Origin of the sequence: Pseudomonas sp. IPO3749 (assembly GCF_013386605.1) — a bacterium.
GTDB lineage: Bacteria > Pseudomonadota > Gammaproteobacteria > Pseudomonadales > Pseudomonadaceae > Aquipseudomonas > Aquipseudomonas azotoformans_A.
Genome location: NZ_JACARN010000018.1, coordinates 22874 through 37920, shown reverse-complemented (window position 1 = coordinate 37920; position 15047 = coordinate 22874). Strand labels below are relative to the sequence as shown.

The 15047-nt window shown below is 59.7% G+C and carries 14 protein-coding genes; 11 read left to right on the top strand and 3 right to left on the bottom strand.

Annotated features, from left to right (window positions below):
- Positions 1 to 63: 63 nt before the first annotated feature.
- Positions 64 to 537: a bacterioferritin gene (gene bfr / locus HX812_RS08610; RefSeq protein ID WP_033896414.1), complete on the top strand. Its 474-nt coding sequence runs from the start codon at positions 64 to 66 to the stop codon at positions 535 to 537.
- 69 nt (positions 538 to 606) lie between these two features.
- On the opposite strand, the gene grxD is transcribed toward bfr, so the two are convergent.
- Positions 607 to 945, bottom strand: coding sequence for a Grx4 family monothiol glutaredoxin (grxD, locus tag HX812_RS08605; RefSeq protein WP_033896413.1), 339 nt, complete (start codon positions 943 to 945; stop codon positions 607 to 609).
- A gap of 77 nt (positions 946 to 1022) precedes the next feature.
- Entirely contained in the window at positions 1023 to 3131 is a 2109-nt protein-coding gene (locus HX812_RS08600) for a molybdopterin oxidoreductase family protein (protein ID WP_038847845.1), read from the bottom strand.
- 435 nt (positions 3132 to 3566) lie between these two features.
- Here HX812_RS08600 and argF point away from each other — a divergent pair, with 435 nt between their 5' ends.
- The gene (argF, locus tag HX812_RS08595) at positions 3567 to 4487 is read left to right on the top strand and encodes an ornithine carbamoyltransferase (protein WP_038847844.1); all 921 of its coding nucleotides are present in this window, start codon (positions 3567 to 3569) and stop codon (positions 4485 to 4487) included.
- The gene (locus HX812_RS08590) at positions 4484 to 5590 is read left to right on the top strand and encodes an ABC transporter ATP-binding protein (protein WP_038847842.1); all 1107 of its coding nucleotides are present in this window, start codon (positions 4484 to 4486) and stop codon (positions 5588 to 5590) included. Before argF ends, HX812_RS08590 begins: the two co-directional genes overlap by 4 nt.
- Before the next feature lie 7 nt (positions 5591 to 5597).
- Here the strand turns inward: HX812_RS08590 and ybaK are convergent, their stop codons facing one another.
- The gene (gene ybaK / locus HX812_RS08585) at positions 5598 to 6068 is read right to left on the bottom strand and encodes a Cys-tRNA(Pro) deacylase (RefSeq protein WP_038847840.1); all 471 of its coding nucleotides are present in this window, start codon (positions 6066 to 6068) and stop codon (positions 5598 to 5600) included.
- Between the two features lie 326 nt (positions 6069 to 6394).
- Here ybaK and HX812_RS08580 point away from each other — a divergent pair, with 326 nt between their 5' ends.
- The 8 genes from HX812_RS08580 (at position 6395) to HX812_RS08545 (ending at position 14989) form a co-directional block, all read left to right on the top strand.
- Positions 6395 to 7252 carry an MIP/aquaporin family protein gene (locus tag HX812_RS08580; protein WP_038847838.1) on the top strand — a complete coding sequence of 286 codons (858 nt, stop codon included), beginning with the start codon at positions 6395 to 6397 and terminating at the stop codon, positions 7250 to 7252.
- 74 nt (positions 7253 to 7326) lie between these two features.
- Positions 7327 to 8832, top strand: coding sequence for a glycerol kinase GlpK (glpK, locus tag HX812_RS08575; protein WP_010212752.1), 1506 nt, complete (start codon positions 7327 to 7329; stop codon positions 8830 to 8832).
- Between the two features lie 83 nt (positions 8833 to 8915).
- On the top strand, positions 8916 to 9671 hold the full coding sequence (locus tag HX812_RS08570; protein ID WP_038847836.1) for a DeoR/GlpR family transcriptional regulator: 756 nt from the start codon (positions 8916 to 8918) through the stop codon (positions 9669 to 9671).
- A gap of 205 nt (positions 9672 to 9876) precedes the next feature.
- The gene (gene glpD, locus HX812_RS08565) at positions 9877 to 11415 is read left to right on the top strand and encodes a glycerol-3-phosphate dehydrogenase (protein ID WP_038847869.1); all 1539 of its coding nucleotides are present in this window, start codon (positions 9877 to 9879) and stop codon (positions 11413 to 11415) included.
- A gap of 304 nt (positions 11416 to 11719) precedes the next feature.
- The gene (locus HX812_RS08560) at positions 11720 to 12646 is read left to right on the top strand and encodes a glutamate/aspartate ABC transporter substrate-binding protein (RefSeq protein ID WP_038847834.1); all 927 of its coding nucleotides are present in this window, start codon (positions 11720 to 11722) and stop codon (positions 12644 to 12646) included.
- A 194-nt stretch (positions 12647 to 12840) separates the two neighbouring features.
- On the top strand, positions 12841 to 13587 hold the full coding sequence (locus HX812_RS08555; RefSeq protein ID WP_010212762.1) for an amino acid ABC transporter permease: 747 nt from the start codon (positions 12841 to 12843) through the stop codon (positions 13585 to 13587).
- A complete protein-coding gene (locus tag HX812_RS08550) occupies positions 13587 to 14258 on the top strand; it encodes an amino acid ABC transporter permease (RefSeq protein ID WP_010212763.1) in 672 nt (223 codons plus the stop codon). Before HX812_RS08555 ends, HX812_RS08550 begins: the two co-directional genes overlap by 1 nt.
- Positions 14255 to 14989 carry an amino acid ABC transporter ATP-binding protein gene (locus tag HX812_RS08545; RefSeq protein ID WP_038847832.1) on the top strand — a complete coding sequence of 245 codons (735 nt, stop codon included), beginning with the start codon at positions 14255 to 14257 and terminating at the stop codon, positions 14987 to 14989. Before HX812_RS08550 ends, HX812_RS08545 begins: the two co-directional genes overlap by 4 nt.
- The last annotated feature ends 58 nt before the right edge of the window (positions 14990 to 15047 follow it).

The window sequence follows — 15047 nt, the reverse complement described above, 5'->3', positions numbered from 1 at the left end:
ACTAGGGATTTCGCCGCTCAAACTCCGCCTTATACACAGCTATTACAGGGCAGGACCCCAGTCATGAAAGGCGACATCTCAGTCATCCAGCAACTCAACAAAATCCTTGCCAATGAACTGGTCGCGATCAATCAGTACTTTCTGCATGCGCGCATGTATGACGATTGGGGCCTGGAAAAGCTGGGCAAGCGTGAATACAAAGAATCCATCAAGGCCATGAAAGATGCGGACAAGCTGATCAAGCGCATCCTGTTCCTGGAAGGCCTGCCGAACGTGCAGGACCTGGGCAAGCTGAACATCGGCGAGCACACCCAGGAAATGATCAGCAGCGACCTGAAGTTCGAACACAAGAGCCACAGCGACCTCAAGGCCGCCATCGCTCATTGCGAAACCAAGGGCGACTTCGGCAGCCGCGAACTGCTGGAAGACATCCTCGAAGACCAGGAAGAACACATCGACTGGCTGGAAACCCAACTGGGCCTGATCGACAAAGTCAGCCTGGAAAACTACCTGCAATCGCAGATGGGCGAAGAATAAGCCCCCAGCAAGCAGGTACAAAAAAGCCCCGCTCTCTCACGAGAAGCGGGGCTTTTTGTTGCAAGCGCATCAAGCGTCGGTCTTGGCCGCCGCGTTGGCTGCTGCTTCTTTGACCAGCGTTTGCAGCGAACCATCAGCCGCCATCTCAACGATGATGTCGCTACCGCCGACCAGCTCACCGGCCACCCACAGCTGTGGGAAAGTCGGCCAGTTGGCGTATTTCGGCAGGTTGGCGCGGATTTCAGGGTTTTGCAGGATATCCACGTAAGCGAATTTCTCGCCGCACGCCATGATGGCCTGGGACGCCTTCGCGGAGAAACCGCACTGAGGAGCGTTTGGCGCGCCCTTCATGTAAAGCAGAATGGTGTTATTGGCAATCTGCTCTTTGATCGTTTCGATGATATCCATGGAACACCTCGGCTGGAACTTTGCGACTCACAGGTCGGCACGGTGGCGCATTGTAACGCAAAATTCCGGCGCAGTGCTCAAGCGGCTGCTACCTGCACGGGGACGCCGTTCAATGCCGCATTGCCCGATAGCTCGTCCAGTTGCCGTTCGTCGGTCAAATCGTTGGCGCTCGCCCCTGGCTGCCCACTGGCGATCGTCATCTGTACCCCAGGACGCCCGTGGCCCCAACCGTGGGGCAGGCTGACCACGCCGGGCATCATGTCCAGGCTGGCCACGACTTCCACTTCGATCATGCCGATGCGCGAACTGACCCTGACCCGCTGGCCATCGCTCAATTGCCGACTGGCCAGATCATCCGGATGCATCAGCAATTGATGGCGCGGCTTGCCCTTCACCAGCCGGTGATAGTTATGCATCCAGGAATTATTGCTGCGCACGTGGCGGCGGCCGATCAGCAGCAGTTCGTCGGCCACTGGCGCCGGTTGCACGGCAAAGCGCGCCAGGTCGGCGAGGATCACTGGCGGCGCTGCCTGCACCTTGCCATCAGCGGTTTTCAAACGCGCCGCAAGGTTGGGTTGCAGCGGACCAAGGTCGACGCCGTGGGGATGATCCGCCAGCATGGCCACGGACAACTTGTGGCTGGATGCATCACCGTAGACGCCCCCACGCAGACCGAAATCAATCATGTGTGCCGGGTGCATCGTCGGCTTGAGCGCGACACCGTTCTGGGCTGCGAAGGCTTTGGCCAGGCCGACGAAAATCTCCCAGTCATGCAACGCGCCTTCCGGCTTGGGCAAGATCGCCCGATTGAAGCGGGTGACATTACGCACCGCGAACATATTGAAGGTGGTGTCGTAATGATCGTTTTCCAGCGCCGACGTAGACGGCAGGATCAGGTCGGCATAGCGCGTGGTTTCGTTGATGTAGAGGTCGATGCTGACCATGAACTCCAGCCCATCGAGGGCCTGTTCCAACTGCCGGCCGTTGGGCGTCGACAACACCGGATTGCCCGCCACCGTGACCAACGCGCGGATTTGCCCTTCGCCCTCGGTCAGCATTTCCTCAGCCAACGCCGACACAGGCAACTCACCACCGTACTCCGGACGCCCGGACACCCGACTCTGCCAGCGAGTGAAATGCCCGCCACCGGTCGATGCCACCAGGTCCACCGCCGGCGTGGTGCACAGTGCACCGCCAACACGGTCCAGGTTGCCGGTCACCAGGTTGATCAACTGCACCAGCCAATGACAGAGCGTGCCGAAAGCCTGGGTCGACACGCCCATGCGCCCGTAGCACACGGCCTTGTCCGCAGCGGCAAAGTCCCGTGCCAACTGGCGGATCTGCTCGGCAGGCACCGCACATTGGCGGCTCATGGCCTCGGCGGTAAACCCGGCGATGGCACGACGCACCTCCTCAAGCCCTTCAATCGGTAAATGGCTGTCGCGCGTCAGGCCTTCACTGAACAAGGTGTTGAGCACGCCGAACAACAACGCCGCATCCCCACCGGGGCGCACGAACAGATGCTGGTCGGCCATTGCTGCCGTTTCACTGCGCCGTGGGTCGACCACCACCACTTTGCCGCCCCGCGCCTGGATCGCCTTGAGGCGTTTCTCCACGTCGGGCACGGTCATGATGCTGCCGTTGGACGCGAGCGGATTGCCTCCCAGGATCAACATGAAGTCGGTGTGATCGATGTCCGGGATCGGCAGCAACAGGCCATGGCCGTACATGAGATAGCTGGTGAGGTGATGGGGCAACTGGTCTACCGAAGTCGCAGAAAACCGATTGCGCGTCTTCAACTGGCCGAGGAAGTAGTTGCTGTGGGTCATCAGCCCATAATTGTGCACGCTGGGGTTGCCCTGGTACACCGCCACCGCATTCTGCCCGTGCCGCGCCTGAATGCCTGACAGACGCTCAGCGACAAGCGCGAAGGCGTCTTCCCACGCAATCGGCTGCCAATCGCTGCCGACCCGCAACATGGGTTGGTGCAAGCGGTCGGGATCGTTCTGGATATCCTGCAACGCGACGGCCTTGGGGCAGATATGCCCACGGCTGAACGTATCCAGCGCATCGCCCTTGATCGAGGTGATCGCCAGGCTGCCATCGTCGGCTTGGGTGGTTTCCAGGGTCAGGCCACAAATGGCTTCACACAGATGGCAGGCACGGTGGTGGAGAGTCTTGGTCATGGCCAGTCTCTTTTATAGGGGCTTTGATCCCACTATGGGCCGCGACCGAGACGGGCGCCACCAACGTTCGTCCCGTGAATCGACCTGCATCAGGCCAGGCCATGGCCAAGCGTGAGCAAATGTTTCAAAACCCGGCGTACCGCCTCTGAAACCGACGCAGCCTGGCCTGCGCCCGCCCCCGCACGTTGCAAAAGGCCTCGGCGCCAGTGTACAAATGGCTCGCTGCTGTCTGGAAATTGTCTTCAAAAGCGCCTTGGCGCCCTTCTTGAACACCCTTAAAAACCGTAGCCCTATTGGTAAGACGCGACATTTAATTATAAGATCGCGCCTTCCCCTATTTCGTCGCCCCGTGCGGCTTTCGCCGCAGGTCTCGCCCGTTGTCACAATAAACAAGGCTTTGAGTATCTGCGGTCTGTTGCAAAAAGGTAGTTAATGATGAGCGCAAGGCACTTTCTCTCCCTGATGGATTGCACGCCCGAAGAGCTGGTCAGCGTGATCCGTCGAGGCATTGAGCTTAAAGACCTGCGTAACCGCGGCGTACTGTTCGAGCCTTTGAAAAACCGCGTACTCGGCATGATCTTCGAGAAGTCTTCGACCCGCACCCGCGTGTCATTTGAAGCCGGCATGATCCAACTGGGTGGCCAAGCCATCTTCTTGTCCTCGCGCGACACCCAACTGGGCCGTGGCGAGCCGATCGCCGACAGCGCGAAGGTGATGTCGAGCATGCTCGACGCCGTGATGATCCGTACCTTTGCCCACAGCACCGTGACCGAATTTGCCGCCCACTCCCGCGTACCGGTGATCAACGGCCTGACCGACGACCTGCATCCGTGCCAGCTGCTGGCCGACATGCAGACCTTCCTTGAACACCGCGGCTCGATCCAGGGCAAGACCGTGGCTTGGATCGGCGACGGCAACAACATGTGCAACAGCTATATAGAAGCGGCGATCCAGTTCGACTTCCAACTGCGCGTTGCCTGCCCGGAAGGCTACGAGCCTGACGCGCGCTTCCTGGCCCAGGCCGGCGACCGCGTGACCCTGGTGCGCGACCCGCGTGATGCGGTGATCGGCGCACACCTGGTGAGTACCGACGTCTGGACCTCCATGGGCCAGGAAGAGGAAACCGCCAAGCGCCTGGCCCTGTTCGCCCCGTACCAGGTGACCCGCGCCCTGCTCGACCTGGCTGCGCCAGACGTGCTGTTCATGCATTGCCTGCCGGCCCACCGTGGCGAAGAGATCAGCACCGACCTGCTCGACGACCCACGCTCGGTCGCCTGGGACCAGGCTGAAAACCGCCTGCATGCGCAAAAGGCCCTGCTCGAATTCCTCGTTCCGCCGTCGTATCACCACGCATGAGCCAGCCATTACTGCTGAACCTGCGCAATCTGGCATGCGGCTATCAAGATCAACGGGTGGTGCAGAACCTCAACCTGCACCTAAACGCCGGCGACATCGGTTGCCTGCTGGGCTCTTCGGGTTGCGGCAAGACCACCACGTTGCGTGCGATTGCCGGGTTTGAGCCGGTGCACGATGGCGAGATCAGCCTGGCGGGCGAAGTGATCTCCAGTGCTGGTTTCACACTGGCACCGGAGAAACGTCGTATCGGCATGGTGTTCCAGGACTACGCACTGTTTCCGCACCTCAGCGTGGCCGACAACATTGCCTTCGGCATTCGCAAGCATCCGCAAAAAGATCGTGTGGTGGCTGAGTTGCTGGAGCTGGTCAACCTGAAGAACCTCGGCAAACGCTTTCCCCACGAACTTTCCGGCGGCCAGCAACAACGCGTCGCCCTCGCCCGCGCTTTGGCGCCGGAGCCGGCCCTGTTGCTGCTGGATGAACCCTTCTCCAACCTGGACGGCGAGTTGCGCCGCAAGCTCAGCCACGAGGTGCGCGACATCCTCAAGGCACGCGGCACCAGCGCGATCCTGGTGACCCATGATCAGGAAGAAGCCTTTGCCGTGAGCGACCAGGTCGGGGTTTTCAAGGAGGGTCGTCTGGAGCAGTGGGACACGCCCTACAACCTCTATCACGAACCGCAGACGCCCTATGTCGCCAGCTTTATCGGCCAGGGTTACTTCATCCGTGGCCAATTGAGTTCGCCAGAGTCGGTCAGCACCGAACTGGGTGAGTTGCGCGGCAACCGCGCCTACACCTGGCCGACCGGCGGCGCGGTGGATGTGCTGCTGCGCCCGGATGACATCGTCTACGCGCCGGACAGCGCGTTGAAAGCGCGGATCGTCGGCAAGACCTTCCTTGGCGCGTCGACCTTGTACCGCCTGCAGTTGCCGACCGGTGCGCAATTGGAGTCGATTTTCCCGAGCCATGCCGACCATCAGGTCGGCGCGGATGTGGGGATCCGTGTGGCGGCCGAACACCTGGTGTTGTTCCAGGCCTCAGGCAGCACCGCCGCGCAGATTCCTCAAGCCGAATCCGGCGTCCGCCGCTACAGCCCGGTATAACGCCCGGTCATACCCGGCCAATTTCTGCGAATTTGGCCTGGGTATGTTCAGCCAGCACCGCCGCTGGCAGTTCAACCTCCAAGCCCCTCCTGCCCGCACTCACAAAAATCGTCGCAAACGGTTGTGCTGTTGCATCGATAAACGTGCGCAGGCGTTTCTTTTGCCCCAACGGGCTGATGCCACCCAACAGGTAACCGGTTGAACGCTGCGCCGCCGCAGGGTCGGCCATTTCGACTTTCTTGACGCCTGCCGCTTGAGCCAGAGCCTTGAGGTCCAGACTTCCGACGACCGGCACCACCGCCACCAACAATTCGCCCTTCTCGCTGCTCGCCAACAAGGTCTTGAACACCTGTGCCGGGTCGAGGCCCAATTTTTCCGAGGCCTCCAGCCCATAGGACGCCGCCTTGGGGTCGTGTTCATAACTGTGGATACGATGTTCGGCGCGAACTTTTTTCAACAGGTCCAATGCGGGGGTCATGACGTCTCCGGGCGTGGCAAACAGACGGCCAATTCTAGGCCAAGCCCACACAAAACGCTCTAGTCCGCCCACTCTTAAGGTGCACACACAATGTGACAAGCGTGATCATTCACCAGACCAATAGTTTGAAAGTGACTGACTGTTCACTTTCGACCTTTGACAGCCGTCATTCTTGTCTATATTTTTTCGTTTCCGAATACTGTAGGAATAGCCCACAGTATTGAAGCAGTAAGCCGTGACCGGGATGGGGATCCTTGCCACGGTGAAAATCGCGCAACAATCCGTTGAGATTGTGCGCCAGACAAGAACAACAACTGAGGTTTTCCATGACAACTGCTCTTCAACAGCCTTCACTTTCGAGCCAATGCATGGCCGAATTCCTCGGGACTGCGCTTCTGATCTTCTTCGGTACAGGATGTGTCGCTGCGCTCAAGGTCGCGGGTGCCAGCTTTGGCTTGTGGGAGATCAGTATCATCTGGGGGGTCGGCGTCAGCATGGCGATCTACCTGAGCGCCGGGATTTCCGGGGCCCACCTCAACCCCGCCGTCAGTATTGCCCTGTGTATTTTCGCTGACTTCGAAAAGCGCAAACTGCCCTTCTATATCCTCGCCCAGATCGCCGGTGCCTTTTGCTCGGCGGCCTTGGTGTACACGCTCTACAGCAACCTGTTTTTCGATTACGAACAAACCCACCACATGGTGCGCGGTTCCCAGGCCAGCCTGGAATTGGCATCGGTGTTCTCCACCTACCCCCATGCGCTGCTGAGCACCGCCCAGGCGTTCCTGGTGGAAATGGTCATCACCGCGATCCTGATGGGCGTGATCATGGCCCTCACCGATGACAACAACGGCTTGCCACGCGGCCCGCTGGCCCCGCTGCTGATCGGCCTGCTGATCGCGGTGATTGGCAGCGCCATGGGCCCGCTGACCGGCTTTGCGATGAACCCGGCGCGGGATTTCGGGCCCAAGCTGATGACCTTTTTCGCGGGCTGGGGTGAAATGGCTTTCACTGGCGGCCGCGATATTCCTTACTTCCTGGTGCCGATTTTCGCGCCGATCGTCGGCGCATGCCTCGGTGCTGCGGCCTATCGCGGGCTGATTGCCCGCCATCTGCCGAGCGCCGCACCTGCTATAGATGAAGAAACACCTGACACGGCTGTCAACGGCAAGACCCGTATTTCCTGATAGCGCCAGCCTGGGCCCTGCCCTTTTGTAGCCCAGGCTGATTACCGATTTTCTTATTTTCCAAGGCATTCGACATGACCGATATTCAGAATAAGAACTACATCATTGCCCTTGACCAAGGCACCACCAGTTCCCGGGCGATCATCTTCGATCGTGACGCCAACGTCGTCTGCACCGCCCAGCGTGAATTCGCACAGCACTACCCACAAGCGGGTTGGGTCGAGCATGACCCGATGGAAATCTTCGCCACCCAGAGCGCGGTGATGGTCGAAGCCCTGGCCCAGGCCGGCCTGCACCATGACCAGGTCGCCGCCATTGGTATCACCAACCAGCGTGAAACCACCGTGGTGTGGGACAAGGTCACTGGCCGCCCGATCTACAACGCCATCGTCTGGCAGTGCCGCCGCAGCACCGAGATCTGCCAGCAACTCAAGCGCGACGGCCACGAGCAGTACATCAGCGACACCACCGGCCTGGTCACCGACCCTTACTTCTCCGGCACCAAGCTCAAGTGGATCCTCGACAACGTCGAAGGCAGCCGCGAGCGTGCGCGCAATGGCGAACTGCTGTTCGGCACCGTCGACAGCTGGCTGATCTGGAAATTTACCGGTGGCAAGACCCACGTCACCGACTACACCAACGCCTCGCGTACCATGCTCTTCAACATCCACACCCTGGAGTGGGATGCGAAGATGCTGGAGATCCTCGACATTCCGCGCGAGATGTTGCCGGAAGTTAAGTCGTCGTCCGAAATCTACGGCCGCACCAAGAGCGGCATTGCCATCGGCGGTATCGCCGGCGACCAGCAAGCCGCCCTGTTCGGCCAGATGTGCGTCGAAGCCGGCCAAGCCAAGAACACCTACGGCACCGGTTGCTTCCTGCTGATGAACACCGGCGACAAAGCCGTGAAATCCAAGCACGGCATGCTCACCACCATCGCTTGCGGCCCACGTGGCGAAGTAGCCTACGCCCTGGAAGGTGCGGTGTTCAACGGCGGCTCCACCGTGCAATGGCTGCGTGATGAGCTGAAAATCATCAACGACGCCCACGACACCGAATACTTCGCTGGCAAGGTCAAAGACAGCAACGGCGTGTACCTGGTGCCGGCCTTCACCGGCCTGGGCGCTCCGTACTGGGACCCCTACGCCCGTGGCGCGCTGTTCGGCCTGACCCGTGGCGTACGCGTGGACCACATTATTCGTGCCGCCCTGGAGTCGATTGCCTACCAGACCCGCGACGTACTCGACGCCATGCAACAGGACTCGGGCGAACGCCTCAAGGCCCTGCGCGTGGACGGCGGCGCGGTGGCCAACAACTTCCTGATGCAATTCCAGGCCGACATCCTTGGCACCCAGGTCGAGCGCCCGCAAATGCGCGAAACCACCGCATTGGGCGCCGCCTACCTGGCCGGCCTGGCGTGCGGCTTCTGGGGCAGCCTGGAAGAGTTGCGCGGCAAGGCAGTGATCGAGCGCGAATTCGAACCGCAACTGGACGAAGCAGCCAAAGAGAAGCTCTACGCCGGCTGGCAAAAAGCGGTCAGCCGCACGCGCGACTGGGAGCCCCACGAAGGCGCTGAATAAGCCAACGTCCGGTTGTAACTGGCAGGGAGCGGATTCCTGCGTCATCATGGGCCACTTTTGTATGGCAGCCCAAAGGACGCCCCATGAATCTGCCTCCCCGCCAACAACAAATCCTCGAGCTGGTCCGCGAACGCGGCTACGTCAGCATCGAGGAAATGGCGCAGCTGTTCGTTGTCACCCCGCAAACCATCCGCCGCGATATCAACCAGCTGGCGGACGCCAACCTGCTGCGCCGCTACCACGGCGGCGCGGCCTATGACTCCAGTGTCGAAAACACCGCCTACGCCATGCGCGCCGACCAGATGCGCGACGAGAAACAGCGTATCGGCGAAGCCATCGCTGCGCAGATTCCCGATCACGCCTCGCTGTTCATCAATATCGGCACCACCACCGAATCAATCGCCCGTGCGTTGCTCAACCACAATCACCTGAAAGTCATCACTAACAACCTCAACGTCGCCACCATGCTCAGTGCCAAGGACGACTTCGACGTGTTGTTGACCGGCGGTAACGTGCGGCGTGACGGTGGCGTGGTGGGTCAGGCGAGTGTCGACTTCATCAACCAGTTCAAGGTCGACTTTGCCCTTGTGGGCATCAGCGGTATCGATGAAGACGGTAGCCTGTTGGACTTTGACTATCAGGAAGTACGGGTTTCCCAGGCGATCATCGCCAATGCACGCCAGGTGATCCTGGCAGCGGACTCCAGCAAATTCGGGCGCAATGCCATGATTCGCCTGGGGCCGATCAGCCTGGTGGACTGCCTGGTGACTGATCAGCAACCGGTGCCGGCGTTGGTGCAGTTGTTGAGTGACCATAAGGTGCGGCTGGAAGTCGTCTGAGGCTCTCCACTTTTCACTGTGGCGAGCGGGCTTGCCACAGATGTGCCTTTAAGCCGACCATAATGTTCACAAATCTTCCTTTCCCAGTCCTTCGATGAGTTTTTTCAATCGAAGTCGACTGGCTGCGCGCGTGTTTATCAGCTACCATTTTCGAAAATGAACATTAATGTTCGAATTCCAAGACGAAAATTCGCGAGGCCAGCCGATGAACCCTTCCACCTTGCCTGCTCCACCGCTTGCCGAAGTCTATGACGTTGCCGTTATCGGTGGCGGGATCAATGGCGTCGGCATTGCAGCAGACGCAGCCGGTCGCGGGTTGTCGGTATTCCTTTGCGAAAAGGACGACCTGGCTAGCCACACCTCGTCCGCCAGCAGCAAGCTGATCCACGGCGGCCTGCGCTACCTCGAACATTACGAATTCCGCCTGGTGCGCGAGGCCCTGGCCGAGCGTGAAGTATTGCTGGCCAAGGCCCCGCATATCGTCAAGCAAATGCGCTTCGTGTTGCCGCACCGCCCGCACCTGCGCCCGGCGTGGATGATCCGTGCCGGTCTGTTCCTGTATGACAACCTGGGCAAGCGCGAAAAACTCGCCGGTTCGAAAAGCCTCAAGTTCGGCCCAGACAGCCCGCTGAAAAGCGAAATCACCAAAGGCTTCGAATACTCCGACTGCTGGGTCGATGACGCCCGCCTCGTCGTGCTGAACGCTATGGCCGCCCGTGAAAAAGGCGCGCACATCCACACCCAGACCCGTTGCATCAGCGCCCATCGCAGCAACGGCATGTGGGAAATGAACATGGAACGTGCCGATGGCAGCCTGTTCTCGATCCGTGCCCGCGCACTGGTGAACGCCGCCGGTCCATGGGTCGCCAAGTTCATCAGGGACGACCTGAAGCTGGATTCGCCTTACGGCATCCGCCTGATCCAGGGCAGCCACCTGATCGTACCGAAACTCTATGAAGGCGCCCACGCGCACATCCTGCAGAACGAAGACCAGCGCATTGTCTTCACCATTCCGTACCTGAACCACCTGACCATCATCGGCACCACCGACCGCGAATATACCGGTGACCCGGCTGCCGTTGCGATCACCGAAGGTGAAACGGACTACATGCTGAAAGTGGTCAACGCGCACTTCAAGAAACAACTGAGCCGCGACGACATCGTCCACACCTACTCCGGCGTGCGCCCACTGTGCAACGACGAATCGGACAACCCGTCGGCCATCACCCGCGACTACACCCTGGCGTTGTCCGGCGGCAAGGGCGAAGCGCCGATCCTCTCGGTGTTTGGCGGCAAGCTGACCACGTATCGCAAGCTCGCCGAGTCGGCGATGGCGCAACTGGCGCCGTATTTCACCCAGATGCGCCCAAGCTGGACCGCCAAGGCCAGCCTACCGGGCGGCGAAGACATGACCACGCCGCAAGCCCTGGCCGAGGCCATCCGCAGCAAGTTCGACTGGGTGCCGAGCGAGATCGCGCGCCGCTGGTCCACCACCTACGGCAGCCGTACCTGGCGCCTGCTGGAAGGCATGCAGTCGCTGGCGGACCTGGGTGAGCACCTGGGCGGTGGCCTGTATACCCGCGAGGTTGATTACCTGTGCGCCGAGGAATGGGCGACCCAACCTCAGGACGTGCTGTGGCGCCGTACCAAGCTGGGTCTGTTCACCACCCCGGAAGAACAGGCCAACGTGCAGCGCTACCTGTCCACCGTTGAGCAGAACCGCAGCAAGATTGAAGCGGCCTGACGGACCGGTACTACAAAAGCCCCTGCGCCGAAAGGCTCAGGGGCTTTTTTTCGCATTCGGTTTTCCGAACACCACACTGCCGTCCATTCGGTTTGCCGGACCCAAACCCTGAAAAAACGCCGTCATATAAAGTTAATTACTATATAAATCATGGAGTTAACCTTTTATATCGGGCCTGGCACGACTCATGCTCTACACTCTTGGACGATTGCTTGGGACGCCTCAGGAGCCGTCACGGGCATTCGCTGTACAAGAGAGCCGTTTAGCCGGCTTCATAAAAAAAACAAATGTCGAGGAAGTATTGATGCGCATCGTTCCCCATATTCTGGGCGCAGCTATCGCTGCTGCTCTGATCAGCACTCCAGTTTTCGCCGCCGAACTCACCGGCACGCTGAAGAAGATCAACGACTCCGGCACCATCACTCTCGCTCACCGCGACAGCTCCATTCCGTTTTCCTACATCGCGGATGGTTCGGGCAAACCTGTGGGCTACTCCCACGACATTCAGTTGGCCGTCGTCGAGCAACTGAAAAAAGACCTGAACAAACCCGACCTGAAGGCCAAGTACAACCTGGTCACTTCGCAAACCCGTATTCCGCTGATCCAGAACGGCACCGCGGACCTCGAGTGCGGCTCCACCACCAACAATGCCGAACGCGCCCAGCAAGTTGATTTCACCGTCAACATCTTCGAAATCGGCACCCGCCTGCTGGTCAAGAAAGATAAGGATGGCAAGCCGTCCTACGCTGACTTCGCTGACCTGAAAGGCAAGAACGTCGTGACCACCGCGGGCACCACGTCCGAGCGCATCATCAAAGCGATGAACGCCGACAAGCAAATGGGCATGAACGTCATCTCCGCCAAAGACCACGGCGAATCCTTCCAGATGCTGGAAAGCGGCCGCGCCGTAGCGTTCATGATGGACGACGCCCTGCTGGCCGGTGAAGAAGCCAAGGCCAAGAAGCCGGACGACTGGGTCATCACCGGTACGCCGCAATCCTTTGAAGCCTACGCGTGCATGGTGCGTAAAGACGACCCAGCCTTCAAGAAAGCCGTCGATGACGCCATCGTTGCCCTGTACAAATCCGGCGAAATCAACAAGATCTACAGCAAGTGGTTCGAGAGCCCGATTCCACCAAAAGGCCTGAACCTGAACTTCCCGATGAGTGAAAAGGTTAAGGAGCTGATCGCTAACCCAAGCGACAAGCCAGCGCCTGACGTAAAAATCTGATACCTGACTAAGCTTATCTCCTGAGGGAGCCAACCCTCCCTCAGGCGTCTGTTACTACCTGCTGGCTTTAATGTGGAACACTCGACCTGGCGGTTTTCGAGCCGATCGCGTGTGCCTGACGTTCACCGTCAGGCGGGAAAGGATCTTCCCCAAGCGGGTGCTTGTACATCGATCGATTTCGAGGGGAGACCCTAATGAATTACAACTGGGACTGGGGCGTGTTCTTCAAGTCCACTGGCGTGGGCAGCGAGACTTATCTCGACTGGTACATCGCCGGCTTGGGCTGGACCATCGCCATCGCTGTCGTGGCATGGATTATCGCCTTGCTGCTGGGGTCCATTCTGGGCGTCATGCGCACCGTGCCAAACCGCATCGTATCGGGCATCGCGACCTGCTACGTGGAACTGTTTCGTAACGTGCCGCTGCTGGTTCAGCTGTTCATCTGGTACTTCCTGGTACCCGACATGCTGCCGCAGAACCTGCAGGACTGGTACAAACAAGACCTCAACCCGACCACCTCGGCCTACCTGAGCGTTGTCGTGTGCCTGGGCCTGTTCACCGCCGCCCGTGTGTGTGAGCAAGTGCGTACCGGCATCCAGGCGCTGCCACGTGGCCAGGAATCCGCCGCGCGTGCCATGGGCTTCAAGCTGCCGCAGATCTACTGGAACGTGCTGCTGCCACAGGCCTACCGGATCATCATTCCGCCGCTCACCTCGGAATTCCTCAACGTCTTCAAGAACTCCTCCGTGGCGTCCTTGATCGGCCTGATGGAACTGCTGGCGCAAACCAAACAGACCGCCGAGTTCTCGGCCAACCTGTTTGAAGCCTTCACCCTGGCCACGCTGATCTACTTCACCCTGAACATGAGCCTGATGCTGCTCATGCGCCTGGTCGAGAAGAAAGTCGCAGTGCCCGGCCTGATCTCCGTGGGGGGTAAATAATGGACTTCGATTTCAGCGGCATCATCCCCGCTATTCCAGGCCTGTGGAACGGCATGGTCATGACCTTGCAGTTGATGGTCATGGGCGTGGTTGGCGGCATTGCGCTGGGTACGGTCCTGGCGCTGATGCGCCTGTCGTCCAGCAAACTGCTGTCGCGCGTTGCCGGCGCTTATGTGAACTACTTCCGCTCGATCCCGCTGCTGCTGGTGATCACCTGGTTCTACCTGGCGGTACCGTTCGTGTTGCGCTGGATCACCGGCGAAGACACGCCGATCGGTGCGTTCACCTCGTGCGTCGTGGCTTTCATGATGTTCGAAGCCGCGTACTTCTGCGAAATCGTACGGGCCGGCGTGCAGTCGATCCCCAAAGGCCAGATGGCGGCGGCACAGGCGATGGGCATGACCTATGGCCAGACCATGCGCCTGATCATCCTGCCCCAGGCGTTCCGCAAGATGACCCCGTTGCTGCTGCAACAGTCGATCATCCTGTTCCAGGACACCTCGCTGGTCTACACCGTGGGCCTGGTGGACTTCCTCAACTCCGCCCGCTCCAACGGCGACATCATCGGCCGCTCCAACGAGTTCCTGATCTTTGCCGGTGTCGTCTACTTCATCATCAGCTTTTCCGCCTCGCTGCTGGTCAAGCGTCTGCAAAAAAGGTTTGCCGTATGATCTCTATCAAGAACATCAACAAGTGGTATGGCGACTTCCAGGTGCTGACCGATTGCAGCACCGAGGTTAAAAAAGGCGAAGTGATCGTGGTGTGCGGGCCGTCCGGTTCGGGCAAATCCACCTTGATCAAGTGCGTCAACGCGCTGGAACCGTTCCAGAAGGGCGATGTTGTAGTGGACGGCACCTCGATTGCCGACCCGAAGACCAACCTGCCGCAGTTGCGTTCGCGCGTGGGCATGGTGTTCCAGCACTTCGAACTGTTCCCGCACCTGACCATCACCGAGAACCTGACCATCGCGCAGATCAAGGTGCTCGGCCGCAGCAAGGAAGAAGCCACCAAGAAAGGCTTGCAACTGCTCGACCGCGTCGGCCTGTCGGCACACGCCCACAAGCACCCTGGCCAACTCTCCGGTGGTCAGCAACAACGTGTCGCGATTGCCCGCGCCCTGGCTATGGACCCGATCGTCATGCTGTTCGACGAACCGACCTCGGCGCTGGACCCGGAAATGGTCAACGAAGTGCTCGACGTGATGGTGCAACTGGCCCACGAAGGCATGACCATGATGTGCGTGACCCACGAAATGGGCTTCGCCCGCAAAGTGGCCGACCGCGTGATTTTCATGGACGCCGGCAAGATCATCGAAGACTGCCCGAAAGAAGAGTTCTTCGGCGACATCAGCGCCCGCTCCGAACGCGCGCAGCACTTCCTTGAGAAAATCCTGCAGCACTAAGCACTGCCCAGTTGTGGTGAAGGGCCTAATCCCTTTCACCACAACTGGTTGACCCAAG